The sequence below is a fragment of the Halostagnicola sp. A56 genome (genome assembly GCF_000691505.1).
Classification (GTDB): Archaea; Halobacteriota; Halobacteria; order Halobacteriales; family Natrialbaceae; genus Halostagnicola.
Map to the genome: position 1 here is coordinate 135,151 of NZ_JMIP02000013.1, position 24,034 is coordinate 159,184.

At 64.7% G+C, this 24,034-nt stretch carries 28 protein-coding genes; 12 read left to right on the plus strand and 16 right to left on the minus strand.

Translation table 11 applies throughout. The annotated features are described in order from the left end of the window. Positions 1 to 169 precede the first annotated feature (169 nt). Complete coding sequence (dnaG, locus tag EL22_RS01405) at positions 170 to 1,600, plus strand: DNA primase DnaG (protein WP_050049807.1); 1,431 nt, start codon at positions 170 to 172, stop codon at positions 1,598 to 1,600. 202 nt (positions 1,601 to 1,802) lie between these two features. Here dnaG and EL22_RS01410 read toward each other — a convergent pair whose 3' ends face one another. Further along, entirely contained in the window at positions 1,803 to 3,140 is a 1,338-nt protein-coding gene (locus EL22_RS01410) for a DUF92 domain-containing protein (protein WP_050049808.1), read from the minus strand. Between the two features lie 165 nt (positions 3,141 to 3,305). Beyond that, on the minus strand, positions 3,306 to 3,566 hold the full coding sequence (locus EL22_RS01415) for a hypothetical protein (RefSeq protein WP_050049809.1): 261 nt from the start codon (positions 3,564 to 3,566) through the stop codon (positions 3,306 to 3,308). Between the two features lie 165 nt (positions 3,567 to 3,731). Here EL22_RS01415 and EL22_RS01420 point away from each other — a divergent pair, with 165 nt between their 5' ends. Continuing rightward, positions 3,732 to 4,337 (plus strand): undecaprenyl diphosphate synthase family protein, encoded by a 606-nt coding sequence (locus EL22_RS01420; protein ID WP_050049810.1) that lies wholly within the window; start codon positions 3,732 to 3,734, stop codon positions 4,335 to 4,337. Positions 4,338 to 4,358: 21 nt separating this feature from the next. On the opposite strand, the gene EL22_RS01425 is transcribed toward EL22_RS01420, so the two are convergent. Next, positions 4,359 to 4,592: a hypothetical protein gene (locus tag EL22_RS01425; RefSeq protein WP_050049811.1), complete on the minus strand. Its 234-nt coding sequence runs from the start codon at positions 4,590 to 4,592 to the stop codon at positions 4,359 to 4,361. A gap of 133 nt (positions 4,593 to 4,725) precedes the next feature. Further along, positions 4,726 to 5,661, minus strand: a complete 936-nt coding sequence (gene uppS, locus EL22_RS01430; RefSeq protein ID WP_050049812.1) for a polyprenyl diphosphate synthase — start codon at positions 5,659 to 5,661, stop codon at positions 4,726 to 4,728. 149 nt (positions 5,662 to 5,810) lie between these two features. Here uppS and EL22_RS01435 point away from each other — a divergent pair, with 149 nt between their 5' ends. The 7 genes from EL22_RS01435 (at position 5,811) to EL22_RS01465 (ending at position 10,985) form a co-directional block, all read left to right on the plus strand. Continuing rightward, on the plus strand, positions 5,811 to 6,215 hold the full coding sequence (locus EL22_RS01435) for a DUF5778 family protein (protein ID WP_050049813.1): 405 nt from the start codon (positions 5,811 to 5,813) through the stop codon (positions 6,213 to 6,215). 79 nt (positions 6,216 to 6,294) lie between these two features. Continuing rightward, positions 6,295 to 7,473 (plus strand): Lrp/AsnC family transcriptional regulator, encoded by a 1,179-nt coding sequence (locus tag EL22_RS01440; RefSeq protein ID WP_050049814.1) that lies wholly within the window; start codon positions 6,295 to 6,297, stop codon positions 7,471 to 7,473. Beyond that, the gene (locus EL22_RS01445) at positions 7,470 to 8,162 is read left to right on the plus strand and encodes a bifunctional precorrin-2 dehydrogenase/sirohydrochlorin ferrochelatase (protein WP_050049815.1); all 693 of its coding nucleotides are present in this window, start codon (positions 7,470 to 7,472) and stop codon (positions 8,160 to 8,162) included. Before EL22_RS01440 ends, EL22_RS01445 begins: the two co-directional genes overlap by 4 nt. Then, the gene (gene hemA / locus EL22_RS01450) at positions 8,159 to 9,493 is read left to right on the plus strand and encodes a glutamyl-tRNA reductase (RefSeq protein ID WP_050049816.1); all 1,335 of its coding nucleotides are present in this window, start codon (positions 8,159 to 8,161) and stop codon (positions 9,491 to 9,493) included. The genes EL22_RS01445 and hemA overlap by 4 nt, the downstream gene beginning before the upstream one ends. A 55-nt stretch (positions 9,494 to 9,548) precedes the next feature. Continuing rightward, positions 9,549 to 9,830, plus strand: coding sequence for a 4a-hydroxytetrahydrobiopterin dehydratase (locus EL22_RS01455; RefSeq protein ID WP_050049817.1), 282 nt, complete (start codon positions 9,549 to 9,551; stop codon positions 9,828 to 9,830). Between the two features lie 32 nt (positions 9,831 to 9,862). Further along, positions 9,863 to 10,237, plus strand: coding sequence for an LWR-salt protein (gene lwrS / locus EL22_RS01460; RefSeq protein WP_050049818.1), 375 nt, complete (start codon positions 9,863 to 9,865; stop codon positions 10,235 to 10,237). A gap of 118 nt (positions 10,238 to 10,355) precedes the next feature. Next, positions 10,356 to 10,985 carry an HAD family hydrolase gene (locus tag EL22_RS01465; RefSeq protein ID WP_050049819.1) on the plus strand — a complete coding sequence of 210 codons (630 nt, stop codon included), beginning with the start codon at positions 10,356 to 10,358 and terminating at the stop codon, positions 10,983 to 10,985. Between the two features lie 61 nt (positions 10,986 to 11,046). On the opposite strand, the gene EL22_RS01470 is transcribed toward EL22_RS01465, so the two are convergent. From EL22_RS01470 to EL22_RS01490, 5 genes are all read right to left on the minus strand, one after another. Further along, complete coding sequence (locus EL22_RS01470) at positions 11,047 to 11,703, minus strand: helix-turn-helix domain-containing protein (protein WP_050049880.1); 657 nt, start codon at positions 11,701 to 11,703, stop codon at positions 11,047 to 11,049. A 149-nt stretch (positions 11,704 to 11,852) separates the two neighbouring features. Further along, positions 11,853 to 13,784, minus strand: coding sequence for a molybdopterin biosynthesis protein (locus tag EL22_RS01475; RefSeq protein WP_050049820.1), 1,932 nt, complete (start codon positions 13,782 to 13,784; stop codon positions 11,853 to 11,855). 48 nt (positions 13,785 to 13,832) lie between these two features. After that, the gene (locus EL22_RS01480; protein ID WP_050049821.1) at positions 13,833 to 14,267 is read right to left on the minus strand and encodes a hypothetical protein; all 435 of its coding nucleotides are present in this window, start codon (positions 14,265 to 14,267) and stop codon (positions 13,833 to 13,835) included. Then, positions 14,264 to 14,800, minus strand: a complete 537-nt coding sequence (locus tag EL22_RS01485) for a hypothetical protein (RefSeq protein ID WP_050049822.1) — start codon at positions 14,798 to 14,800, stop codon at positions 14,264 to 14,266. The genes EL22_RS01480 and EL22_RS01485 overlap by 4 nt, the downstream gene beginning before the upstream one ends. 63 nt (positions 14,801 to 14,863) lie before the next feature. Continuing rightward, on the minus strand, positions 14,864 to 15,256 hold the full coding sequence (locus EL22_RS01490; RefSeq protein ID WP_050049823.1) for an alpha/beta fold hydrolase: 393 nt from the start codon (positions 15,254 to 15,256) through the stop codon (positions 14,864 to 14,866). Positions 15,257 to 15,310: 54 nt separating this feature from the next. On the opposite strand from EL22_RS01490, the gene EL22_RS01495 reads away from it, so the two are divergent. Then, positions 15,311 to 15,520, plus strand: coding sequence for a hypothetical protein (locus EL22_RS01495; protein WP_156184026.1), 210 nt, complete (start codon positions 15,311 to 15,313; stop codon positions 15,518 to 15,520). A 28-nt stretch (positions 15,521 to 15,548) separates the two neighbouring features. Then, positions 15,549 to 16,520, plus strand: coding sequence for a phosphoadenosine phosphosulfate reductase family protein (locus tag EL22_RS01500; protein ID WP_050049825.1), 972 nt, complete (start codon positions 15,549 to 15,551; stop codon positions 16,518 to 16,520). 148 nt (positions 16,521 to 16,668) lie between these two features. Here EL22_RS01500 and EL22_RS01505 read toward each other — a convergent pair whose 3' ends face one another. The 4 genes from EL22_RS01505 to EL22_RS01520 form a co-directional block, all read right to left on the minus strand. Then, on the minus strand, positions 16,669 to 16,878 hold the full coding sequence (locus EL22_RS01505) for a hypothetical protein (RefSeq protein ID WP_050049826.1): 210 nt from the start codon (positions 16,876 to 16,878) through the stop codon (positions 16,669 to 16,671). A 94-nt stretch (positions 16,879 to 16,972) separates the two neighbouring features. Then, positions 16,973 to 17,722 (minus strand): hypothetical protein, encoded by a 750-nt coding sequence (locus EL22_RS01510; protein WP_050049827.1) that lies wholly within the window; start codon positions 17,720 to 17,722, stop codon positions 16,973 to 16,975. 56 nt (positions 17,723 to 17,778) lie between these two features. Beyond that, a complete protein-coding gene (locus EL22_RS01515) occupies positions 17,779 to 18,777 on the minus strand; it encodes a Gfo/Idh/MocA family protein (protein ID WP_050049828.1) in 999 nt (332 codons plus the stop codon). Positions 18,778 to 18,877: 100 nt separating this feature from the next. After that, the gene (locus EL22_RS01520) at positions 18,878 to 19,825 is read right to left on the minus strand and encodes a PfkB family carbohydrate kinase (protein ID WP_050049829.1); all 948 of its coding nucleotides are present in this window, start codon (positions 19,823 to 19,825) and stop codon (positions 18,878 to 18,880) included. Between the two features lie 147 nt (positions 19,826 to 19,972). On the opposite strand from EL22_RS01520, the gene EL22_RS01525 reads away from it, so the two are divergent. After that, positions 19,973 to 21,370: an SLC13 family permease gene (locus EL22_RS01525; protein WP_050049830.1), complete on the plus strand. Its 1,398-nt coding sequence runs from the start codon at positions 19,973 to 19,975 to the stop codon at positions 21,368 to 21,370. Between the two features lie 163 nt (positions 21,371 to 21,533). On the opposite strand, the gene EL22_RS01530 is transcribed toward EL22_RS01525, so the two are convergent. The 3 genes from EL22_RS01530 to EL22_RS01540 all read right to left on the minus strand — a co-directional run bounded on the left by EL22_RS01530 (position 21,534) and on the right by EL22_RS01540 (position 24,020). Further along, positions 21,534 to 22,115 carry a hypothetical protein gene (locus tag EL22_RS01530; RefSeq protein ID WP_050049831.1) on the minus strand — a complete coding sequence of 194 codons (582 nt, stop codon included), beginning with the start codon at positions 22,113 to 22,115 and terminating at the stop codon, positions 21,534 to 21,536. Positions 22,116 to 22,251: 136 nt separating this feature from the next. Further along, positions 22,252 to 22,596 (minus strand): glutaredoxin, encoded by a 345-nt coding sequence (locus EL22_RS01535; RefSeq protein WP_050049832.1) that lies wholly within the window; start codon positions 22,594 to 22,596, stop codon positions 22,252 to 22,254. A 107-nt stretch (positions 22,597 to 22,703) separates the two neighbouring features. Next, positions 22,704 to 24,020: a sorbosone dehydrogenase family protein gene (locus EL22_RS01540; RefSeq protein WP_050049833.1), complete on the minus strand. Its 1,317-nt coding sequence runs from the start codon at positions 24,018 to 24,020 to the stop codon at positions 22,704 to 22,706. Between the last annotated feature and the right edge of the window lie 14 nt (positions 24,021 to 24,034).

Here is a 24,034-nt window from a genome sequence, read left to right on the forward strand (position 1 = left end):
CGCTGGCAACTGGACGCCGCCGGAGTCACGACCGTATGACAGAATCCGACGAACGGCCGGCCGAACGCCGCCGGGCCTCGAGGTCAACAGGTATTTGCCGTCGTCGGACGTACGTTCCGGTAACGAGTCTCCGAGCCTCTGAACGCATCTCTCGCGGGGCGGATCTCCAATGGAAGACACGTCGAAATATCTCATCCACGCCGACGTCACGGCCGAAGGGGTCGTCGAGCGAAGCGACGTCGTCGGGGCCGTCTTCGGCCAGACCGAAGGGCTCCTCGGCGACGAACTCGATTTGCGCGACCTCAAACAGTCGCAGAAAGTCGGTCGCATAGATGTCGAAATCGCAAGTACCAACGGCCAGTCACACGGCACGCTGACGATCGCAACCAGCCTCGACAAGGTCGAAACCGCGACCCTCGCGGCGTCGCTCGAGACGATCACCCGCATCGGTCCGTGTCGGGCCGCACTCGAGATCACCGGGATCGAAGACGTCCGGGCGGCCAAACGAAAGGAGGTCGTCGACCGCGCGAAAGAGCTCCTGCGGACCGGGTTCGACGACTCCGTGATGACCTCCGAGGAAATTCTCACCGAGGTCCGCCAGCACGTTCGCGTCGAAGATATCACCGAATTCGAGGGGTTGCCAGCGGGTCCTCGGGTTCAGGACAGCGACGCGATCATCGTCGTCGAAGGCCGCTCCGACGTGCTCACGCTGTTGAAGTACGGCGTCAAGAACGCGATCGCCGTCGAGGGAACGAACGTCCCCGAGGCGGTCGCGGAACTTACCACACACCGAACTGTAACCGCATTCCTCGACGGCGATCGTGGCGGCGACCTCATCCTCGAGGAACTCGCGCAGGTCGGCGAGGTGGATTACGTCACCTTCGCGCCCGCGGACAAATCGGTCGAGGACTTAGACCACCACCAGCTGTTCGCCGCGTTGCGCAACAAGGTCCCCTACGAGACCATCTCCGAACTGAACGAACCGCAGGAGGCCGTCGCCGCGACCGATGGAAGCGCGAAACCCGCACCGCCGGTTCCGAGCCGAACCGAAACGGATCCGCTCGAGGGCGACGATCAGCAGGCAACGGGAGGGGGGCGAGCCGAAACTAGCGCCCGTCCCGACGGCCTCGAGGCGGCGGACGCAGCCGAATCGAGCGCGCCGTCGGGCGGCCTCGCCGACTCGCCGACGCCCGCGAACCCGACCGGGGACGAGGCCGACGTGAAAACTGCCGCGACGACGGCCGAGTCGGCGACGAGCGAACTGGGTGAGAGTGCACGCAACGGGCAGAAAACCGTCTACGAGCACGCCAACGAGGTCGTTCGCGAACGAAGCGGTACCGTTCGCCTCATCGACGCGGACGGAACCGCCCTCGAGACGGCCCCTGCCGACGACGCCTACGAGACGCTCGAGGGAAGTGAGGCCGAACCGACGACGGTCGTTCTCGACGCGGTGCTCGAGCAGCGACTGCTCGATCTGGCGACCGACCGCGGCGTCGAGCGAATTATCGCTCGAGCGCTCGGCGAGTTCACGAAGCGACCGACCGCGGTTCGAATTCACGCCATCGACGAGGTGGCAGAAGAACCGCCGGATCGGGCGTGATCGCAGGGAAATAGCCCCTGCTCGAGCGTGGCCGACGTCGGGTAGCGGGAGCGGAACTACTTACTGCACGGCAGCGTCGTCTATTTTCACGATTTCGAGTCGGTGGTCCCGTTCGCTCGAGGGGGGACGACCGATGAATAACGATCCCAAATCCGTTTGCTGCGTAATCCTGCTCGACGGCAACTCCGTCGACCGCTCGAGATCAGGCGAGCGCCGCCATCGACAACACGATCAACGCGCAGAAAATCGCCCCGCTGAGCGTGGCGAGGAAGTTTACGCCCTGATTGCCGAGCGTCGTCCCCTCGAGGGTCGCCCCCAGTACGCTGTCGACGAGCATCCCGACGAAGCCGGCGGCGGCGATGATCGCCGCGCCGATCGCACCGACTTCGGCGAAGAAGACGAACGAAAGGACCGCGACGATCGCCGAGCCGACGAAGCCGGCGAGGGTCCCCTGCCAGGTCACGCCGCCGTCGGTTCCGGGGTCGACCCGCTCGAGCGTCGTGATCAAAAGCGGCTCGTCGAAGACGCTCCCGACCTCACTCGAGAGCGTGTCGCTCATCGCGGCGGCGACCGATCCCGCGAAAGCGAACAGGAACAGTTCGGACTCGGCGGGGATCATCCCAGCGGAACTCGCAGCGTAGCCAAGCACCGCGGCGAGACCGACCGCGGAGTTCCCGAGCACGTTCCCGCTGCCGCGAGCGCCGTCGTTGTCCTCGGCGACGCCGCGACTCTCCTTCTCGTCGTATCGAAACTTCGTCGAGAGCCCGCCGATGCCGAAAAAGGAGATGAGGACGACGAACCAGCCGTACCCGCCGAGGACGATGGTCAACAGGCCGAGCAAGACGCCGGTCAGCATCCCGGCGATCGAAGCCGTATCGAGCGCGTAGGAGATGTAACCGAGCGCGATCGTCACCGCGAGGGCGGCGAGGATTTCGACCGGTCCGATCGTCGTCTCGGGATCTGTGAGCAACTCTGCGAGCAACCAGAGCAGCAGGCCGACCGACAGCATGATAACCGGATCGTCGTACAGCAGGAGGACGTCCCGCAACAGCGCCGCGAGGAGGACGCCGCTGGCCGCCAGAAAGAGGACCGCCGGGAGTGCCGACTCGAGCGGGTCGCCTGCGATCGAGATGGTCGCGATCTGACCGGCGACGCCGGCGACGGCGCCCCCGACACAGAACGCGGCGACTGAGCGGACCCCCTGGTCGAAGCGACGGCGAGCGAGTCGCTCCGCGAGGTTGCCGTAACCGACCAGCACCACCGTCCCGACGAGCACGGAGACGGGCATCGAGAACGCCGTGGTGAAAAACCCGAGGATGCCGGCGCCGAAGACGAAGGCGATGACGCCGTAGAGGCGTCCGTCTTCGTAGTCGTCCGGATACGCCAGGAGGTCGAAGAGTCGCCCCTCGGTGACGACGAGCGCGCCCAGAATCACCACCGAACCGAGTATGAGCGCGATCTCCGGCCCGAAGAGCGGAAGGACGAGCGACAACGTCGAGAGCACTGCGAATGCGCCAGCTCGCCAGACGGGTGCTGTCACGATAGCAGACCCTTTCTGTGGGGTTTACTTTAAGGTTCCCGAACCGACGTAGGCGGTGAAATAAACCGATAGAGGGTGGCTCCAGTCCGATTTCTTCGCGGACGTTTCGAGCAGAGCAAGGGGATCACGGCGGAATCCGGTGTCCTCGAGCGACGCTCGAGCTACTCACCGCCAAAGGCGACCCGATACGTACTGACGGAGGGGCGACGGAACGGCTCCCTCGGCCACGATATAGAGGCCGAGACCGACCATCGCCACCGCGGCGGACGAGCCGAGCAGGGCGAGAACGCCGGAAACGTGGTTCTGCGTGAACGCAGAGACCGTTCCAGCACCCAGATACCATCCGAGTGGAACGGCCAGAAACAAGATCGCGAGCGTGATGCCCGTTCGGATCACCGACTCGACGACGACCTCGGAGCTACCCATACCGAAACCTGAATGTCAATCGAGATAATTGTTACGACCGGTTCGGCACTCGCGGCCGCTGGGGTGACCAGTCACGGCTCAGGCCGCCACAGTATCCGCACGAGGACGAATCGATTCGTGCGGAAACCCGAAACCGGTATGCATCTCGCACCGAAACCATCAGCCGTGGGACTGTACGAGCGATACCTGACACACCGGATCGGTCGCTACGACGCCGACGGTCCCGACCACGTCGCGCTCGTCATTACGGAACGCGACCTCCTCGAGAAGGGGGCCTACCAGACGCTCTCTGCGTTCTTCGAGTGGGCGTTCGAGTACGCGAACCGCGTGACCGTCTACGTCAGCGTCCTCGATGCCGCGGCGGTACCGACGCTTCGCAACGATCTCGAGACGATCGAGACGCCTCGAGAGAGTGCGGTTCGCGGGCCTGACGATCGAACCCCAGCGAACGCGCCGATCCAGATCGGTATCGGTCTGGGCGGCAAACACGAGTTTACGAGCGCCGTCCAAACGCTCGCAACTGGCGTCGACGAGGGCGAACTCGAGCCCGAAGATATCGACGATGAATCTGTCGAAGAGCACTTGATCTTTCCTTCCGAACCCGACCTCGTCATCAAGACCGGCGCCGAGCGGCTCTCGGATTTCATGATCTGGCAGTCGGTCTACTCGGAACTGTACTTCACCGACGTCAACTGGCGCGATTTTAGACGGCGAGACTTCCTCCGTGCGGTTCGCGAGTTCCGAAATCGCTCCCGTCGGTTCGGCGAGTAGGATTCGGGTCCGCAAGCGCCGTTATTTATCCGGGGAGCGATCGCTGCGATCGAGGTCGACGTACGACCGAAACGTCAGGACGACGCCGACGGCCAGCGAAACGAAGAATCCGCCGATTAGGGCGAAATCGGTTGGTCTGTACTGATCGGCGGCGTCGCTCGGGTGCTGTAAGACGCCAGTGACCAGAAGGTATCCGAGTCCGGCGACGCCGAGCAGGGTCGCCGCGAGTCCGATCGCGAAGAGTCGCCGATCCATTCTATCCGAGCGTTTCGGGTGTTGGCGATTCAACGTTTCGATCGGTTACCGACGCCTGTTTCCGGCGATTGGGATCTCCTCGAGTTGGAGGGGTCGGAACGTTTCAGTCCGCAGTTGGCCTGCGGGTCTCGACTCAATCCGCGGTCGGTCCGCCCGCCTCGAGTCCATCTGTCTCTTCGTCTTCGTCCGGTCGTTCGCCGGTGGGAAGTGAGTCGCGGAATCGGTCGACGATCGACTTCGCCTCCGAGAGTTCGGGCTCGCTGACGGCTCCGAGCAGCGCGAGTGCGCGGCGAGCGCGGGTGCGACGCCAGGAGGCCTCGCGGTGCTCGTAGGTGCGGATCCCGCGGAGGAAGTCGGGCTTGGAGAACTCCGGCCAGTAGGGCGTACAGAAAAAGACCGCGGCTTCGTTGCCGTTGGCGTGCCAGGGCAGGAAGTTCGAGGTCCGCTCGTCACCTCCCGTTCTGATGATCAGGTCGACGTCCCTGACCGTCCGATCGTAGAGACGCGATTCGATCGTTTCGACGTCGATCTCCTCGGGTTCGATGTCGCCCTCGTCGACGTCTCGAGCGACGCTTCGGACCGCACTGAGCAGTTCCGTGCGCCCGCCGTAGGCGAGCGCGATGTTGAGGACGAACCGATCGTAGCCGCGGGTTCGCTCCTCTGCGAACTCGACTGCGTCCTGGACGCGTTCGGGGAGCCGCTCGACGTCACCGAGGACGCGGATGCACACCTCGTTGTCGTGGACGCGGTCGGCATCGGCGAACTCGTAGAGTTTCTCACGGAGGAGATCGAACAGTTCTTCGTTTTCCTCGTCCGGCCGCTCGAAGTTCTCCGTCGAGAAGGTATAGAGGGTCAGTTCCTCGACGCCGACATCCTGACACCACTCGAGGACGCGTTCGGTCGTTTCCGCACCGGCCCGGTGGCCGTCGGGTGCGTCGCCGCCGCGCTGTCGTGCGTACCGTCGGTTTCCGTCCTGAATCACGGCGACGTGGGTGGGAGCACCGGAGATTTCCCTCGAGAGGAGTTGCTCGTAGGCCCGATCGACGCGTCGGCGAAGCCACCGCTTCATCACCTTTTGTGAGGGGACCGGACACTATGTGTCTTGTGTGGTAGTCGGAACCAATGATACGTGTGGCAACTGTTTTATACCAAAACGAGTCAACCGGGCCCATCCCCGAACCGTGACGGCTATGAGTCCGCGGGGGTTCGTCTCCGCCAATGACAGACGCGATCGACGACGATCTCTACCAGCGGACGAAAGCGCTGCTCGAGCCGGGCGATATCGATCTCAACGCGACCGTCGTCCACACCGACTACGACGGGCAGGAAGACGTGAAGATGATGCAGGCGACGATCGACGTCGGCGATATCATCGCCGAGCACGCGGGCCACGACCCGAAAGACTGCTTCGTCTACTCCGGCAACGACGACACCGACTATTCGTCGAACCAGCACCAGGGGCTGACTCTCGAGGACGAGGAGTTCGTCTGGGAGTGCCAGCAACTCCTCCGAAACGGCAGCTTCGACATCGTCATCTACTACGAAGCAAGCGCTGACCACGAGGCGATTCTGTCAGACGTGCGTGACCTCGGATTCGACGTGACCGGCGTCGAGGGCGAGTAACGTCCGGTCGCAATTCGGTTGGCAACCGTTCACGTACAGTGCCGATTGGCTTATGTGACACGACTCCTGACGAACCGATATGAACGCGGTTTCGAGCGTCGATCTATCGGAGCACGAACGGGCGGTCGTCAACGCCTTTCAGGGCGGCTTTCCGGTCACCGAGCGGCCGTTCGAACCCGCCGCGTCCGCCATGCGTGATCGCGGCCTCGAGACGACCGGCGAGTCGGTGCTCGAGACGATTCGCGACCTCGACGAGCGCGGCGTCCTCTCGCGGTTCGGGCCGCTGGTCAACGCACAGGAGATCGGCGGAGCGGCGACGCTGGTCGCCATGCACGCCCCCGAGGAGCGATTCGACGAGGTCGTCGAGGCCGTCAACGACCGCCGCGAGGTCGCTCACAACTACGAGCGCGAACACCCCCATCTGAACGTGTGGTTCGTCGTCAGCGTCGCAGAGCGCGAGGCGCGACGCGCCTCGGAACGGGCGAACGGCGAAGCCGTGAGCAGTCGCGTCGAGGAGGTTCTCGAAGCGATCGAAGCCGAAACCGGACAGGAGACCTACAACCTCCCGAAACGGCAGGAGTTCCGCGTCGAAGCGAAGTTCTACGTCGACGGGCCGTTCGGAACGACTGCTGGGGACGAGCGCGACCGAACTGGTTCGGATGCGGGCGGAGAAACTCGAGGGATCGACTGCTCCGACCTCGGGCCCGACGTATCCCCGAACGGGAGGGAGACGCTCACGCCGGCAGAACGCGACCTCATTCTCGAGGTTCAGGGCGGTCTTCCGCTGACGGAAACGCCCTATGGCGATGTCGCAGAAACGATCGGACAGGAGACCGCATGGGTGCTCGAGACGATACGACGGTTCGTCCTCGAAGGGAAGATCCGCCGGGTCGGCGTGGTTCCGAACCACTACGCACTTGGCTATACGGAAAACGGGATGACCGTCTGGGACGTTCCCGACGATCTCGTCTCGACCGTCGGCCCCGAAGTGGCCAGCCTCCCGTTTGTCACCCACTGTTACGAACGCCCGCGCCACGAGGGCGTCTGGCCGTACAACTTCTTCGCGATGACACACGGGCGAAGCGAGGCGGAGAGCGAGCGTCGGATCGAGCAGGTCAGGGAGACGATGGCCGAGCACTGGTCGGTCGAAGGCGACGACTGGGACACGCTGTTCTCGACTGAGATTCTCAAGAAGACCGGCATTCGGCTGGCCGAACGAGCCGATGCGAACACGACGCAGGACGCCACCGATAGATGATTCCACTGCTACACGACTTCGCGGACGTTCCGGTCCTCGTCTTCGGCGGCGGCCGAGTCGGGGCGCGGAAGGCTCGTCGGTTCGCCCGGGAAGCGGACGTGACCGTCGTGAGTCCCGAATTCGCGGACGAACCGTTCACCCCGGACGGGACCGACGACGCCGAGTCGGCGGCCGGCAGCGTCGACCTCGTCCGCGCCGAACCGGATTCGGACGCGGTCGCGGAGTGGATCGACCGCTTTGAGCCGGCGCTGGTCGTCGCCGCGACCGACGACGAGACGGTCAACGAGGCGGCCGTCGAAACAGCCCGCGAGCGAGGGATTCTCGTCAACCGCGCGGATCGAGCTGGCGAGCGCGACCCCGGGAGCGTCGTCGTACCCGCGACGGTTCGGGACGAACAAGTCGTCGTCTCGATCTCGACCGGCGCCACCGCGCCGGCGCTGAGCAAGCACCTCCGACGGGAACTCGAGGACACGCTCGAGGGTGCAAGCGAGATGGCGACGGCGCTCGCGGCGGTACGAACGGAACTCAAACGGCGGGGAATTCCCGCGGATCGGCGGCGAGCAATCGTCTCCGACGTCGTCTCCGATTCCGCGACTTGGACAGCTTTACGTACTGGCACTTCGAACACTAGCCAAGTGATCGAGGACGTGCTGGACGATGAACGTGCGAGAGGGGGTGATCCGCGATGAATTCGGCTGGCGTCGTCACCGGCGCGCGGATTACCCACGAGAGCGGGACCGTCGACGACCTGGCGGCCGCGAGTCCCGAGAGCCAGCGGCGTAGCGTCGCCGACTTCCTCTCGGTTCCCGAGGTCGAAGAGGCGCTGGTCCTGTCGACGTGCAACCGCGTCGAGGTCTACGTCGTCACGACCGACAGCGCGGTCGGACGGGCGGCGATCGGCGAGTTCTTCGACGGGACCGACGGCGACGCGCTCGTCTGGTCGGACCACGACGAGAGTCTGAAACACCTGCTTCGCGTCGCCTGCGGGCTCGAGTCGGTCGTCCTCGGCGAGGACCAGATCATCGGGCAGGTGCGACGCGCCTACGAAGACGCGCGAACCGCCGGCGGGATCGGACCGCTGCTCGAGATGGCCGTAACGAAGGCGATCCACGTCGGCGAGCGCGCGCGAACGGAGACGAAGATCAACGAGGGGGTCGTCTCACTGGGCTCGGCGGCGGCCAGGCTCGCGACGGGTGAGCGCTCGCTCGAGGGGGCGACGGGGCTCGTCGTCGGCGCCGGCGAGATGGGGCGACTCGCCGCCCGAAACCTCGCGGAGACGGGCGTCTCAGAACTCGTCGTCGCGAACAGGACGGTGTCACACGCGACGCACCTGATCGAGGAGCTCGACGTGGACGGACGCGCCGTCTCGCTCCGGTCGCTCGAGACGGTCGCCGAGCGCGCGACCGTCATCGTGACCGCGACCGGGAGCGACGAACCGCTGCTCGATCGACGCCACATCGGCGATCGCGAGCAGGTCGTCGTCGACCTCGGACAGCCACGCGACGTCGACCCCGCCGTGGCCGAGTTAGAGCCGGTGACGGTCTTCGATCTGGACGACCTCGAGACGGTCACCCAGCGAACCCACGGCAAGCGTTCCGAGGCGGCCGCGACGGTCGAAACGATGATCGAACGCGAGTTCGACCACCTCCAGAGTCAGTACAAGCGGGCCCGGGCCGACGATGTCATCGGGACGATGTACGAGTCCGCAGAACGGATCAAAGCGCGGGAACTCGAGACCGCCGTCTCCCGGCTCGAGGACGCAAACGGCGCCGAACTCACGGACGAACAGCGCGACATCGTCGAATCGATGGCCGACTCGCTCGTGAGCCAGCTCCTGGCGCCGCCGACCAAGAGCCTCCGAGCGGCCGCCCAAGAGGACGACTGGCGGACGATCAACACCGCACTCCAGCTGTTCGACCCGGACTTCGGCTCCCGCGGTGACGGCGGCGAGCGCAGAGAGCGACCCCAGTCGCTGTTCGGTGCCGCATCGGGGCCGATCGGCGCGACCGACGACGACTGAGCACCCCGTCTCGAGCGGCACAATCGTTATTTTTCTGGGTCTCGTTCGACCGCCCATGGCCGACCTCCTGTCCGACGACGAAATCAGCAATCAGCTGCCTGCAGAGTGGGACCGCGACGGCGACGAGATCGTCCGCGTCTATGAGTTCGACGACTACCTCGACGGCGTCAACGCCGCCCAGATGGTCGGCGAGATCGCTGAGTCGCAGTTTCACCACCCCGAGATCATCATCCGGTACAAAGAACTCGAGGTTCGGCTCACGAGCCACGAGGAAGGCGGCATTACGGACGAAGACATCGAGATGGCCGAACTGATCGAATCCGAGCAGTCCGCCTGAACCAACTTTTCGAGTCCGAACGAGGTCCACGGATGGAGGCTCAGTACGTCTTCGGCGTTCGCGTTCGCCTCGACCCGGACCGCACAGACGTATCCGTCGAGCCCGAGACGGTGGAGGCGACGATATCGCTCGAGGCCGCAGAACCGGGGACCGACGGCTGGCGCTTCTTTCGCGACGCGCTCTGGCACGGCGAACTCGCAGACCGCGAGTACGGCCGCCGGCTGGCCGCCGACTGGCTCGAGCACGCGGCCGAAATCGACGCCGTCGACTTTCGCGAGCTTCGGACCGACGAGGCGTACCTCGAGGCGCTCCGGACCGAAATTGAGACCGATCTCGGGGCGTTCAACGCCGACAGCGCCCGCGAGGCTCTCTCGAAGTACCTCGGCTCGAGCGTTCGAGTCGAGTGAGGGGAAGCCGCCTCGAGATTGCGATGGTCCGAAGCGTGGTCGTCGACCTGTCGGCTCTTCGGACCGGTCCGTCCGGGCGACACACTCTTAGTCGAGAGTCTCGTATTACATCGTCCGAATGGTCTCCGAGTACGATTTCTGGCTGCTCGATCTCGACGGCACGCTGGTCGACGTCGAGTGGTCCTACACTCGCGACGTGTTCGACCGCGTGGGCGAGCGAATCGACTACGAGTTTACGGACGCGCAAGCGGACATCGTCTGGAGCGGGCTGACCGGCTCTCGAGACCGGCAACTGCGCGAGTGGGGGATCGATCCGACGACGTTCTGGGAGGCGTTCCACGATGAGGAGGATCCGCTCGTCCGGGCCGAACAGACGTACCTCCACGAGGACGCCGAGTTCGTCGGTGATCTCGAGGAGCCGGTGGGGCTGGTCACCCACTGCCAGGAGTTTCTGGCCGAGCCGGTGTTAGCGAACGTCGACATCGCCGACTGGTTCGATACGATCCTCTGTTGTACCGAACAGACGGGCTGGAAACCCGATCCGACACCGGTCGAGCGGGTGATGACCGACCTCGGCGTCGCGGAAAACGGTCACGAGGGCGTCCTCGCCGGCGACGGCGCGAACGACGTCGGTGCGGCCTGGAACGCCGGCCTCGACGCGATCCACGTCGAACGCGTCGGCCACGACCGGCGCGGGCGGTGCGTGCTTGGCGATTACCGCGTCGAATCGTTCGACGAACTGTTTTAGCGCGAGGACTGTCACTGCCAGGAGTTTGAGACGGTTGATCGCCTTTTGGCGAGAAAACGAGCTACTGGTTCGAGGTCGGCGGTTCGCCCGGGGGCCGAAGTTCCTCGTTGACCAGCGTCTCGTAGGCGCGGCGCAACCGTTCGGACAGCGCCTGGTGTGAGATGTCGAGCGTTTCGGCGAGTTCCTCCATCGAGATCTGGCGCGGAATCTCGAAGTATCCCTGCTCGAGGGCCGCCTCGAGGGCCTCCTGCTGTTCGGGGGTAAGCCTCGTGTCGCGGGTCGTCTCCGCGGTCACGTCGGTCACTCGCCGCAGGTCGGCGGTGATGTCCTCCTCGAGAAGCCGGTCTCTGATCGTCCAGAGGTCGTCTCTGTCCCTGACGCGGACGCGGGCCTGCCACCAGCCGTCGACCCCCCAGACGGCCAGCAGCGAGCAGGTCCCCTCGAGAAACTCGTCGGACAGCAACGGCGCCGTTCCCGCGAACCGGACATCGTAGAGGAGTCGATCACCCGCCGTGACGAGGTGCTCGTACCCCTCGACAGCCGGATCGGTTTCGAAGGCCTCGTGAACGGTTCCGGGATTGGCTCCGATGACCCACAGACAGGGCCGATTCTGCGAGACCGACGACTCGAGCTCGAAGCGAATATCCGGCACCTGTTCGAACGTAGTTGCGAGCATCGTCTCCGTCGCGGGGAAACGGAACTCGGCAATCGTCGACATCACTACTGGTACAGCAGAGAGGGGTAAAACTCCTATTCCGATGAAATAGAGGGTCTCTCGAGCGTGTTATCGATCATATCGTGAAAGACGACCTGCAGCGATTGTTCGTGATTCGAGTACGTCAGAACCGGCTCGATCTGCGCATCCGCTCACTCCGTGAGTCGGTCCGCGAGTTCGCGCACGCCCAGTTTCTCGAGTCGGTCGGAATTTCCCAGCACGCGGACGGGTTGCTCGCCGAGGGAGACGAACCCCAGATCGAGTCGGTCGGCGGTCTCGCGGAGACCGACGGCGGCGTCGGCCGACCCGTCGATGAGCCGTCGGGCAGGACTCTCGTGGGCGCGAAGCCCGAGGTCGAAGCCCTCGATCGCCTCGATCAGGTCCGCCCGCGAGGCGTCGCGTTCGTCGGCCAACTCGTCGACCTCGCGCTCGAGGCTCGTTCGAAGCCCCGAGTCGGGCGTGCGGTTGACGAAGCGATGATCCCCCGCGACGAGGTCCGAAACCCCCTCTATCTCTCGCGGATTGCCCGGCTGGACGATCAGCCCCCACTCGCGGGTGTAGCGACCGAGTTCGGTCGCGTCGACGTCCCGCTCGAGCGGCCCGGAGGCGACGGCGAAATCCGGGACGCCGTCTCGAAGGCGTCTGAGTCCTGGTTGGGTGCCGACCGAGAGGTATCGGGGGTGCTCGAGGCCGTCGAGCAGGCGATTGAGCGCCGGGTCGTCCTCGCCGACGCCCAGAAGCGTCGGCGGGCGCACGTCCGGCGAAAAGAGTTGTACCTCGACGCGTTCGCCCGCATTCAGGTAGTCCGTCTCCGCCGAGATCTCGACCACGCCGTCGGCTTCGGAGAGGCTTGTCGTCGCGCCACTTCCCTTGTCGACGGGGTAGACGAGGCGCTCGCCGTCGCCGTCGGTCGTGACGCCGACGGGCACGAGCCGGAGTCGGCCCTGCTCGGAGCGCACTTCGGTCGCCATCGATCCGGAGAGGGTCGCGCCCGCAGGTTCCGGGAGTCCCGCGGCCTCGCGAATCGCCGGGGCGACGAACGTCCGAAAGACCATCATCGCCGAGACGGGGTAGCCGGGGAGGCCGACGTAGGCCGATTCGCCGGCCGACGGTCGCGAATCGTCTGTGGCGTCGTCCGGTCGAGACCCGGCGTCCTCGAGTCGGCCCACGAGCATCGGTTTGCCGGGCTTGACGCCGACGCCGTGAACGAGGAGTTCGCCCTGTTCTTCGATCACGCGGTAGATGACGTCGACGGTGCTCGCGCTCGTCGACCCGGAGGAGAGCACGAGATCGCACTCGGCGGCGGCCTCGCGAAGCACCCGCTCCATCTCCGCCGGGTCGTCGCCCGCGTGGGGGTAGAGGACGGGTTCGCCGCCCGCGTCTTCGACGCCCGCGGCGACGGTGTAACTGTTGACGTCGTAGATCTCGCCACGGGCGCTCTCTATGGGTTCGCCAGGTCGGACGAGTTCGTCGCCGGTCGAGACGATGCCAACTCGGGGCTTCGATCGAACCGGGACCTCCTCGCGGCCGAGTGCGGAGAGGAGCCCAACGTCTCGCGGCGTCAGTCGCGTTCCGGGACCGATCGCCCGTTCGCCCGCGGCGACGTCAGCGCCCGCGAACATCACGTTGTCACCGGGAGCGACGCTCGTGCGCACCAGAACGTTGCGGTCGGAACTCTCGTCGGCCACGCTCCCGGCGTCTCCGACCTCCTCGTTCGTCCGTTCGACCGGGACCATCGCGTCGGCCCCGTCGGGCATCACGGCGCCGGTCGAGATCTCGACGGCCTCACCCTCGCCGACGGAGACGTTCGGCTCCTCGCCGGCGTGGACTGTCCCGACGACCGAAAGCCGCGCGGGGTCGCCCTCGTCGGCGCCGAAGGTGTCTCGAGCCCGAAGCGCGTAGCCGTCCAGGCTCGAGCGGTCGAATCCGGGCACGTCGAGCTCGGCGTCGATCCGTGCGAGCAGCACGCGGCCGCGGGCCTCCTCGAGCGATACCCGTTCGATGCCGCCCTCGAGCGAGAGCGAGTCGATCGCCTCGCGGGCCTCGGCGGGCGAGGCGAGGTCGCGAAATTCCGTGCGGTCCATAGCGGGTGTTCGGCCGCGGGGGGTAAAAACGTCGGTCGAGTGCGATCGTCAGGGAGACCCATCCCAGAGCCCATCGATTCGTTCGGAAACGTAGGTGAGAACGAGCGAGAGGACGTCTCGGTAATCACTCGGGAACTCGGCAGAAACAGCCTGCCCCGCGTCCGGCGGTGGATGAAAGTGCGTCCTGCCGACGGGTTTCGGATGGCGATCCCAGCGACACTCCCACCGCGTTTCGTCCGTCGATTCCTCGAGGTAGTGGACCGAGTGATCGCCGCCGACGTACCACCGGATCTCGAGTCGCGCACGCTGAACGCGGTCGGGAAACAGCGACTCGTCGTACCGGGCTACCAGATTCCGTATTCGGCTGGGAGACGGATCGAACTCGACGCGTCGGAAGCGATCGTCGTTCGCCAACCGGCGGCAAACGCTTCGGAGCACCTCGACGTCGATCGGACCCGTGGCTCGTTCGTCCTCGCCGCTCATCCGTGCGTTCTGGTGCCGTCGACGGCCTCCCGATCCTTGCGAGCGCGCTCGATGACGCGGATGTCTCGACGGACCGTCTTCCAGTCAGCGATGTCTTCCCAGACCGTCTCGATGTCGTCGTACGCTCCCGCTTCGAGCGCGTCTACCTGATCCGGACCGCCCACATCGTACCGGTCGCGATAGCTTCGTTCCGCCGCGACGAGGGCGCGGAGGTCTCGCTCGAGTTCTGCGTCGGTGTGCGCTCGTCGAAGTTCGTTGGCGCGAGCCCATTCGAAGTAGGCGTCGTTTCGCCGGTAGCGCTTCGGTCGACCGTCGATTGATTCGACGATACCGCGCGCCTCGAACCACTCGAGATGATCGCGGGCGGCCCCCTCCGAACAGCGGGCCCGTTCGGCGATTTCGTCCGCGCTCGCAGGGTTGGAGAGTTGAATCACCGTCTCGTAAACGCGGTCGCGCGTGGAACTGTCGCGGTCCCACCGCTCTCGTTCCGCCTCGACGGCCTCCGCGTCGTCCGGATATCCGGCTCCCGGCATACAGACTATATTCGTATTCGGCCCCGAAGACTATATATTTGCCTTTCGAGTGAATAGTTTGCGTTACTTTGGTAGATGCTCGAGCACCAGCGCCGTCACCGCCTCGGGCTCCTCGTGGGGAACCCAGTGGCCGGTTTCGGGAAACCGCTCGAGGCGGCCGTCCTCGCAGTAAGCCAGGCTCTCGGGACCCATCTCGGGCTCGAGCGCGAAGTCCTGTTCACCCCACATAACAAGCGTGGGAGCGTCGACGATGTCTCGAGGCGGCGAGGCGGTGTGGCGGGCGGCGGCGCGATACCAGTTGATCGTCGCCGTCGGCGTGCCCGGTCGACGCCACGCCGCGCGATAGCGCGCGATATCCTCGTCGGTGAACGTCCCCGGCGACGCGTTGGCTCGCAGGGCTCGCTCGAAGAACTCGAAATTCTCTCGTTTGCAGGCCCACTCGGGCAGTCGGGGCAATTGGAAGAAAAAGACGTACCAGCTCTTTTTGAGCTGTTTCGGATTCGAGAGGCCGTGACTATCGCCTGGAGGAACGACGACGGTTCCGGCGGACTCACCGGCGAATCGATCGACGACTCGACGTTCTTGCGAAACTCAAGCGAGCACGTGGCGACTCGATACGCTCGATCGTCGGAGCCAGTTCCGTGCGAAGACGCCGCATACGAGAGCGTTTCCGGCGATCCGAAATTCCGACAGACGTTTCCGCTCCCCCAAACGGTTTAAGCGAAGTAATTATATCTAATTACAGACGATGACCGAGAACTTCCCCGACTACGTCGACGTCGACTACGACGACGGCGAGGGTCAGACGCCCGAGGAGTATCCACACATACACGACAAAATCGAGAAGGCGATCGAGGTAACTCGAGAGGGCCTCGAGCAGTACGAGAACCCCGCGGTCATGTGGACCGGCGGCAAGGACTCGACGCTCGTGCTCTACTTCGTCAAAGAGGTCGCGGATCGATTCGACCTCGAGGTGCCGCCGGCGATCTTCATCGATCACTACCAGCACTTCGACGAGATCCACGACTTCGTCGACCACTGGGCCGACGAGTGGGATCTGGAGGTCGTCTACGCGCGAAACGAGGACATCGGCAGCTACGTCGAGGAAAACGACCTCGAACCGGGCGACGAGATCGACATCTCCGAGCTTTCGGAGCACAACCAGCACCACGTCGACAACATCCTCGAGTACGAGGAGGACACCTTCCCGTTCCTGCTCGACACCTATGCGGGCAATCACCTCCTCAAGACGGTCGCGCTCAACGACGCGCTCGAGGAGTACGACATCGACGGCATCCTCTCGGGCGTCCGCTGGGACGAACAGGAGGCACGCGCCGACGAGACGTTCTTCTCGCCGCGACACGATCCGGACATCTACCCGCCCCACGACCGCATCCAGCCCATCCTCCAGTTCGACGAGGCGGCCGTCTGGGAGGCGTTCTGGAACTTCGCGGTGCCGGACACTGTTTCCGAATTCCCCGACGACGGCTACGTCCCCCAGAGCGACGACGACCTGCCGAACGACCTCACGCAGGACGACATTCCGGTCTCGCCGAAGTACTTCGCCGGATTCCGCTCGCTCGGCAGCGAAGTATCGACCGAGAAGGCAGACACCGAACCCGCGTGGCTGCAGAACCTAGAGGAGACGACCGAACGTGCGGGCCGCGCCCAGGACAAAGAGGACCTGATGGAGCGCCTGCGCGATCTGGGCTACATGTAGGCAGATCGAAACGAGAGGGGAGAAGCGAGATACGACCGTCGCCCGTCTTTTCGATCGCGTTCACAGCCGGACTCGAGAGCGCGTCGAACCTCTGTAGCCGTTATCGAGGGCCAGTGTGCTAATGGCACGTGCGGAAAATAGGAGTCGGTCAGTTCGTCGCTCGATACTCGCCGTGTTTGACGCCGATCGCGAGCATGATCGCGCCGAACAGCGCCATCGATGGCAGCACCATCATCATGATCGTATCCATCCCCATCGGCGTCATCGGAGTCAGTTCGGGGAGGACGACCAGTCCGCCGATTCCGACGAGCAATACGAGGACGAACGCGCCGACCGTCTTCGGTACATCGAGTCCCATACCCGTACTGAGGAGTCTGTTGTTGTAAGCTGAACGGAACCAGAAACGCCGTCGCGAACGCGGGTCGAACCGACGAATCACGAGCGCGACCGGCCTATCCGGACGGGCGCACGAGGTTCGCGAGCGCGATCAGAACGCCGAAGAACCAGCCCAGCGGGAAGGAGATCCCGAGCCACATCCCCGCGTAGGCGGGCCCCTCGAGCTGGAAGGTCTCGCGAAGGTAGTCGTTGATCCCGCCGACGAACAGGACGTTGTCGAGGATCCAGACCGCGAAGTCGTAGCTTGGCTCGAGGACTGCCCCCTCGAGCGACGGCATGACGAGTGCGGCGACGACGGGCGGCAGAAAGATCGCCGTCATCGCGAACGGGTATGCAAGCACTACCGAGACGAGCCGTCCGCCGACTTTCGAGAACGTGGCGGCCAGCGCGGTCGAGACCACGGCGACGGCGCTTGCGGCCGCGATCGGAATCACCGTCTCGGTCGGTAACTGTAGGTGGGCGACGACGGTCACCGCGCCCCAGAAGACCAGCGCGATCGCGGTCACGCCGACGACGCCGATCCGCGTCCGGGTCGAATCCAGCTTCGAGGCGTAAAACCGCATCGCGAACCCGACGACGGTCATCGGATACAGCGCGAGCAAACCGACCAGTCCGAGAACGCTCCAGACGCGGTAGCCGATCTGCTGTGGGAGCGTTTCGGGTTCCCACTTTCCCATGACCGAGTGGCCGCGACCGCGCTGGCGAGGAAAAATCAGTTCCATCCAGGCGCCGTGCAACCGCTGTAGATCGACTCTCACCGCACCGACGATACCACCGCCGCCACCAGAGCGAGATCGAGTAGACATACGGGATTCAATCTACCGACACACCGTAAGTTTTCCTGCTACGTTTCGAGGGGCGGTCAGTATTCGACGTCGACCGCCGCTCCGATGTCGACCGCACCGCCGCTCGCAGCGCTCTGAGAGATCGCGTCCAGCACGGCCATGTTCGCGATCGCTTCCGACCCGTCCGTTCGCGGCGTCGTGCCGGTCTCGATACAGTTTGCGAAGTGTTCGACCTCGAGGCGGTACTGGTCGACCGGCTCGAACGTCTCGAGAGCGTGACGGCCGTCGACCTCGTACTCGAGTTCCAGCGGTTCCCCGCCCGGAACGTCGAAGGCGTCTCTGACCTCGAGCCAGCCGTTCTCGGCCTCGACGCGGTAGTACTGTACCTTCTGGGTGTCGAATCCCGAGGCGATGCGAGCCGACGCGCCGCTGGCGTACTCGAGAATGGCGGCCAGTTCGGTGTCGACGCCGGCATCGCGCGAGTCGTCGGCGTGGGCGTAGACGCGGGCGGGTTCGCCGAGGAACTGGCGAGCGACCGAAACCGGGTAACAGCCAACGTCCATGAGGCTGCCGCCGTCTAAGTCGGGAGAGAGGCGGATGTCGTCCGGCCGGCCGGTCAACGAGAACTTGAACGACGCCGTGACCGAGCGGATCGTCCCGAAATGGTCGTCCGCGATCTCGAGCGCCCGTCGGGTCCGGGGATGGTAGAGGTACATGAACCCCTCCATCAGCGTCACGTCGCGTTGCTCGCAGTAGTCGACGACGTCCCGCGCTTCGACCGTGTCGACCGCCAGGGGCTTCTCGCAAATGACGTCGATACCCGCGTCCGCCGCCGCCTTCGTCCACTCGGCGTGCAAGCCGTTCGGAAGCGGAATGTACACGGCGTCGATCGGCGCGTCCTCGAGCAGACGATCGTACCCCTCGTAGACGTGTTCGATGCCGTACTCCGCCGCGACGGCGTCTGCTCGACCTTCACTTCGAGACGCGATCGCGACCGTCTCGTGGTCGCTCGCATCGACGGCCGGCAGGAACGCTTTCTGGGCAATTCCCGCCGTACTGAGTACACCGAAATCCATGCACGAACAGAAGACCGATTGCTATTAAAACCTGTATGTATTCGGAATGGATTCGGTTCGGCGGGCCCACGCGTAGTCGTCGCGACGCGACGGGCCGCTGTTACTGGCGCGGCGCCGTCGGTTCCAGAGCCGTGACTTGCTCGAGCGTCGGGATCGACTCCTGTGCACCTTCCGTTTCGGTCGAAAGCGAGGCCGCCGCTGTCGCGAGGTCGGCCGCCGCGTCGATCGATCGACCGACCGCCAACTGCGCGCCGAGGTAGCCACAGAAGACGTCGCCGGCACCGGTCGTGTCCACCGGATCGACCGACGGCGGCGTGACGCGATACTCGCTCTCGCCCGAAACGATCACGTCGTCGGCCCCACGCGTTCTGACGACGGTCCCGTCGAACCGCTCTATGTGTCCTTCGAGCGCGTCGTACTCGGCCTCGTTGACGACGACGATGTCGACGGCGGGTTCCGCGAGGAGGGGTTCGACGCCGTCGGTCGGCACGGGATTGAGGACGACGGTCGGACCCTCCGTCTCCCCGGTCAGCCGCTCGAGCAACGATCGCATCGTGGGAACGGGAATCTCGTTCTGCAGGAGACACACGTCCGCGTTCCGAATACGGTCGTAGTGGCGGTCGACGTAGCGGGCGTCGACCGCTTCGTTCGCGCCGCCGAGGATCGCGATCCAGGACTCGCCATCGCCGTCGACGAAGATGTAGGCCTTGCCGGTCTCGCGCTCGGCCGCCGCGACCGAGTCGACCGTTACGCCGCGATCCGCGAGCGTCGATAGAACGTCGTAAGTTCGCTCGTCCTCGCCGACGGTGCCGAGAAACGTGGACTCGGCCCCGCCGCAGGCTGCCGCGACCGCCTGGTTCGACCCTTTGCCGCCGATTCCGTCTCGAAACTCCTCGTCGGCGATGGCCGCCGGAACGCGTTCCGTTCGGACGGTCTCGCCCGGCGCCGGAAACCACTCGTAGGTCGACTCGAGCGTCCGAATTTCGGCTCGAGAGCGGTACGTTGTCCTGTCGACGTTGACGCTGCCCACCGTGACGACGTTCGACATTCGTACTTGAGGTACTGTTTCACGGTATATCGTCGTTCTGATCCGCTCGAGTTCGTTCGGCCGAATCATATATAACTCGCGGACTGTGTGGCGGCGACGAATGCCGCGATCAGGCGTCATTTATAGCCGGACTGCGGAGTGCCGCCAATGGAACGTCGGACGGTCCTCGCGGGCGTCAAGTCGCCGCCGGTCGCGTTTTTCCTCGCCGTGGTGGTCGCGCTCACGACGTGGTTCGCCATCGCCGACACGGGATCGATGGCGACGATGCTCGCGATCACGCTCTTCTGTATCGTTCTCTGGGTTCTCACGCCGGTCCCGCCGTCTTTTACGGGCGTCCTCGGAATCGGCCTCATCGCGGTCGCGTTCTCGACGGATCTGGCGCTCAGTGGCTTTCAGAAACCGGCGACCTGGCTCATCGGATTCGGGCTGCTCATGGGCGAGGCGACGCGACGCAGCGGCCTCGCGAACTGGGCCGGCGACTGGATGACGAGCCGGAGCGTTTCGCCCGCGGTGAGCTCGAGTCCCATCCGGGCCTATCGGCGACTGCTCCTCGCGCTTTCGCTCGGGGCCCACGCGCTCGCGCTGCTCGTTCCGTCATCGCTCGTGCGCATTCTCGTACTCGCGCCGATCCTCACGGAGACCGGCTCGCTGTTCGAATCGCGGGAGGCCCGCATCGGCATCTACCTCGGACCGCTGTTTGCCACGTTTTACGGCTCCGCTGGTATCCTGACCGCCGACCTGCCGAACATCATCCTCAGCGGGTTCGCACAGTCGATCGCCGGCCAGCAGATCACCTGGACCGAGTGGGCGATCAACATGTATCCCGTGATGGGGCTCTTGCGGGTGTTGCTTGTCGTCGGGATCGTCTACTACCTGTTCCAGCCGGCGCCGGAGTCGGCGTTCGAGCTTCCAAACGCCGACGGCGGGGCCGTCGGAGACGCCGAAAAGCGGATGCTACTCATCTTGCTCGTCGGCGCGGCCGTCTGGGCGACCGACTTCGTCCACGGCTTTCACCCCGTCGTCGGCGCGCTCGTCGTCGTCGTCCTCGCGTTCCTCCCGAACGTCGGCGTCGTGGACTTCCGGACGGTCGTCGAAGAGGCGGACTTTTCGATCCTGTTTTTCATCGCGGCCGTCTTCGCCATCGGCGACGGCCTCTCCCAAACCGGGTTCTCCGACGGCGCGTCCACGTATCTCCTCGAGCTGATCCCGACCGACGCACCGCTCGCGATAATCTTCGCGTGTATCTTTTTCATCACGTTCGCGCTGACCTTCGTGATGGAGGGACTGGCAGTCGCGAGCGTCCTCACCCCGATTCTGATCCCCTACGCCGAAGCAGCGGGACTGCCGCTGACGCCTGTCTTGATGTCCGAAGTGGTGGCGCTGAGTTCGTACTTCTTTCCGTACCAGTCCGCGGTGTTGATCGTGATGCTTGCAGAAGGCGACGTCGAGACGAGGGAGTTGATCACCACGACGATCGCGTGTTCGGTCGCGACCATCGTGGTCTTGCTCCCGATTCAGTTCGGGGTGTTCACGCTGCTTTACTGATCGCACGTTCACGCTCGTCGCCGAATTCACCTCGCTCGAGGCGGAGGTTGGCGGCTGCTCGAGGAGTAGCAGCTGTAATAATTCGGGAGTCAGAGAGCAACCGATCGCCAACCGTCAAATCGTCCACGGAGCAGTGCCGTCTGCAACGAGTCGGCCCGGAAATTCAGTCGCTGATGAACTTGTTGTCGCGCCAGTTGACGCCCGTCTGGGCTGCCTTGCGGTCTCCCGGTCCCTCGACGACTTCGACGTCCGCCGGTCGCGGTTCCCCGTCGACGATCCGGGTCGCCTCGAGGTCGCCGTCGTGTTCGGAGATCGCCGTCAGCGTCCCCTTCTCGGCGGCCTGTGCGATGTCACAGAGCACGAGGAACATCTCGTACTGCAACAGGGAGTTCTGGAGGACCGTTTCTCGGTCGCCTTTGAACGCGGCGAACTCGACGAGTTCGGATTCGATCTCTTCTTCGTCCTCTTCGTCCCAGCGGAAGGAGTTTCGCCGCTCCTCGGGGTCTTCCTCGTAGACTCTGTTCTCCGTCACGCTCGCTTTGAGCTGTGCCGCGGGCGTGTACTTGCTGACCGATTCGTCTTCGGAGACGGCCTTGAGTATGAGCGTGTTGTTCCGACGTGTGAGTTCGACGTTGGTCACGCCATCCGGATAGGTGGCCTCGTCCAGATGGTCGCGAAGGTCTTCGAGTGGCAATTCGAGCGTCGAGTGGAGCCGATATACGTGTCTTGAATCCTCTGTTGACATGGTGGGAAGGTGTGCCGGCGACAGTCGTTGGTTGTAATACGGGAGCGTACCATATATGACCTGCTGTTATATACGGACACGTCGAGCCCGTACCAATCTCGGTTTCGATCGTCGATTCGTTCGGATCGAGACGCGCTCAGGCCGCGTTGAGCGTCTCGGCGAGTTCGCCTCGCTCCTCGAGTTCCGAGAGGATGTCCGAGCCACCGACGAACTCACCGTCGACGTACGTCTGTGGGATCGTCTCCCAGCCGCTGTGTGCTTCGAGTGCCGCGCGATACTCCGCGAGCGAGTCGAGTACGTCCACGGTTTCGAACTCCTCGCGGTGCTCGCTGATCAGACCCAGCGCGTTCCGGGAGTACCCACACTGGGGCATCAGTTCGGTTCCCTTCATGAACAAGACGACCTCGTTCGCTTCGAGGGTTTCTTCGACGTGTTCGTCGACTTCGTCCTGATCGAGGCCCTGGTTCGGTGGGAAGTCCATGTCTACCCATACGGGAGTGTGTCAGATAGGCCTTGCGTCATTCGCCCCGCGACCAATCCGCAAATAAGTTGGCGAGACAACTGTTTCCCAGCAACTCGGTCTCGAGCTTACGATCGCTCGAGGCGGACGATCCGGTCGTCGACCGGTCGCGGGAATTCGCCGCCGGCTCGACCGTCCCGGTTCGACGTGAGGAGGTACAATGCGCCGTCGGGACCCTGTTCGACGTGTCGGAGACGGCCGTACTTACCCTCGAAGAGGGGATGTGCGATCGCGGTCAGTCGATCGTCGAGCCAGTTGTGGTCGTACACGATCCCCTCGTCGCCGTCGACGGAACTCGAGGAGTCGTCGGGAACGATTAGCGTGACTGCGTACAGCGTTTGTGAGGCGAGGCCGCAGGCGAACAGCCGATTCTTCCAATTCGGGATCGCGTCCCCGTCGACGAACACGATCCCCGAGGGCGCCCACGTCGTCTCGGGACCGGTGTTGAGGAGGGGCGGCGTAGCCCGATCGTGCTCGTCGCCGTAGGTCCCGTACTCCGGATCGCCGGGGCCGCCGCGAACGACGTCCCACCCGTAGTTTCCACCGGGATCGACGATAGAAACCTCGTCCCGGCTGGTCGGTCCGTGTTCGGCCGCGAACGCCGTTCCGTCCGGCCCGAAGTCGATCCCCTGTGGGTTTCGATGGCCGAGCGAGTACGTCCGGGGATCGCTTCCGTCACCGAAGTCAGGGTTGCCCGTCACAGCGTCGCCGTCGGGCGTCACACGAAGGATCGCCCCCGCGAGCGATCCCGGATCCTGTGTCTGTGACGGCGTTTCCGCGTCGCCTGTCGTCACCCAGAGATTGCCGTCGGGACCGAACTCGATGCGTCCGCCGTTGTGAATCGCCGCACCCGGAATCCCCTCGACGATCGGCGAGAGGGCCTCGCGCTCGAGGTCGTACCGGACGACGCGGTTTTCGATTTCGCCAGTATCAACGGTGTAGTAGACGAACAACGCCGGCTCGTCGGGATAGGACGGATGGGCCGCGACGCCGAGCGTTCCGCCTTCGCCCGGTGCCGATCGGTCCGGCAGGTCCTCGGCCGCGAGAACCGTCTCGCCAGCCGCCGGCTCGAGTCCCCTCTCCTCGCTCATTGCGTCGGCATCGAAACGCCGGACGCCGCCGTCTCGTTCGGTGAGGAACGCATCGGTATCGGCGAATGTAAGATCCCATGGGATCTCGAGGCCGGACACGACGGTCGTCGGTTCGACATCGGCTTCGGAGGGGACGCCCTCGGCGGGCTCCCAATCCGGCTCGGACCACTCGTAGCCGGGCGCGTCCCCCGGTTCGGCGAGCTCCGTCTGGGTCGACCCTCGGAGACACCCGGCGGCCAGAATCGAGACCGCACCGGCCGTCTGGAGGAGGCGTCGTCGGGACGGACGATCCATACGAACTGGGACGG

Excerpts from the sequence above, each read along its gene's own strand:
- dnaG (WP_050049807.1), top strand. The coding sequence starts at position 170 with ATGGAAGACACGTCGAAATATCTCATCCACGCCGACGTCACGGCCGAA.
- EL22_RS01415 (WP_050049809.1), bottom strand. The coding sequence starts at position 3,566 with ATGGGTAGCTCCGAGGTCGTCGTCGAGTCGGTGATCCGAACGGGCATC.
- EL22_RS01425 (WP_050049811.1), bottom strand. The coding sequence starts at position 4,592 with ATGGATCGGCGACTCTTCGCGATCGGACTCGCGGCGACCCTGCTCGGC.
- uppS (WP_050049812.1), bottom strand. The coding sequence starts at position 5,661 with ATGAAGCGGTGGCTTCGCCGACGCGTCGATCGGGCCTACGAGCAACTC.
- EL22_RS01435 (WP_050049813.1), top strand. The coding sequence starts at position 5,811 with ATGACAGACGCGATCGACGACGATCTCTACCAGCGGACGAAAGCGCTG.
- EL22_RS01440 (WP_050049814.1), top strand. The coding sequence starts at position 6,295 with ATGAACGCGGTTTCGAGCGTCGATCTATCGGAGCACGAACGGGCGGTC.
- EL22_RS01445 (WP_050049815.1), top strand. The coding sequence starts at position 7,470 with ATGATTCCACTGCTACACGACTTCGCGGACGTTCCGGTCCTCGTCTTC.
- hemA (WP_050049816.1), top strand. The coding sequence starts at position 8,159 with ATGAATTCGGCTGGCGTCGTCACCGGCGCGCGGATTACCCACGAGAGC.
- EL22_RS01455 (WP_050049817.1), top strand. The coding sequence starts at position 9,549 with ATGGCCGACCTCCTGTCCGACGACGAAATCAGCAATCAGCTGCCTGCA.
- lwrS (WP_050049818.1), top strand. The coding sequence starts at position 9,863 with ATGGAGGCTCAGTACGTCTTCGGCGTTCGCGTTCGCCTCGACCCGGAC.
- EL22_RS01465 (WP_050049819.1), top strand. The coding sequence starts at position 10,356 with ATGGTCTCCGAGTACGATTTCTGGCTGCTCGATCTCGACGGCACGCTG.
- EL22_RS01470 (WP_050049880.1), bottom strand. The coding sequence starts at position 11,703 with ATGTCGACGATTGCCGAGTTCCGTTTCCCCGCGACGGAGACGATGCTC.
- EL22_RS01475 (WP_050049820.1), bottom strand. The coding sequence starts at position 13,784 with ATGGACCGCACGGAATTTCGCGACCTCGCCTCGCCCGCCGAGGCCCGC.
- EL22_RS01480 (WP_050049821.1), bottom strand. The coding sequence starts at position 14,267 with ATGAGCGGCGAGGACGAACGAGCCACGGGTCCGATCGACGTCGAGGTG.
- EL22_RS01485 (WP_050049822.1), bottom strand. The coding sequence starts at position 14,800 with ATGCCGGGAGCCGGATATCCGGACGACGCGGAGGCCGTCGAGGCGGAA.
- EL22_RS01500 (WP_050049825.1), top strand. The coding sequence starts at position 15,549 with ATGACCGAGAACTTCCCCGACTACGTCGACGTCGACTACGACGACGGC.
- EL22_RS01505 (WP_050049826.1), bottom strand. The coding sequence starts at position 16,878 with ATGGGACTCGATGTACCGAAGACGGTCGGCGCGTTCGTCCTCGTATTG.
- EL22_RS01510 (WP_050049827.1), bottom strand. The coding sequence starts at position 17,722 with ATGTCTACTCGATCTCGCTCTGGTGGCGGCGGTGGTATCGTCGGTGCG.
- EL22_RS01515 (WP_050049828.1), bottom strand. The coding sequence starts at position 18,777 with ATGGATTTCGGTGTACTCAGTACGGCGGGAATTGCCCAGAAAGCGTTC.
- EL22_RS01520 (WP_050049829.1), bottom strand. The coding sequence starts at position 19,825 with ATGTCGAACGTCGTCACGGTGGGCAGCGTCAACGTCGACAGGACAACG.
- EL22_RS01525 (WP_050049830.1), top strand. The coding sequence starts at position 19,973 with ATGGAACGTCGGACGGTCCTCGCGGGCGTCAAGTCGCCGCCGGTCGCG.
- EL22_RS01530 (WP_050049831.1), bottom strand. The coding sequence starts at position 22,115 with ATGTCAACAGAGGATTCAAGACACGTATATCGGCTCCACTCGACGCTC.
- EL22_RS01535 (WP_050049832.1), bottom strand. The coding sequence starts at position 22,596 with ATGGACTTCCCACCGAACCAGGGCCTCGATCAGGACGAAGTCGACGAA.
- EL22_RS01540 (WP_050049833.1), bottom strand. The coding sequence starts at position 24,020 with ATGGATCGTCCGTCCCGACGACGCCTCCTCCAGACGGCCGGTGCGGTC.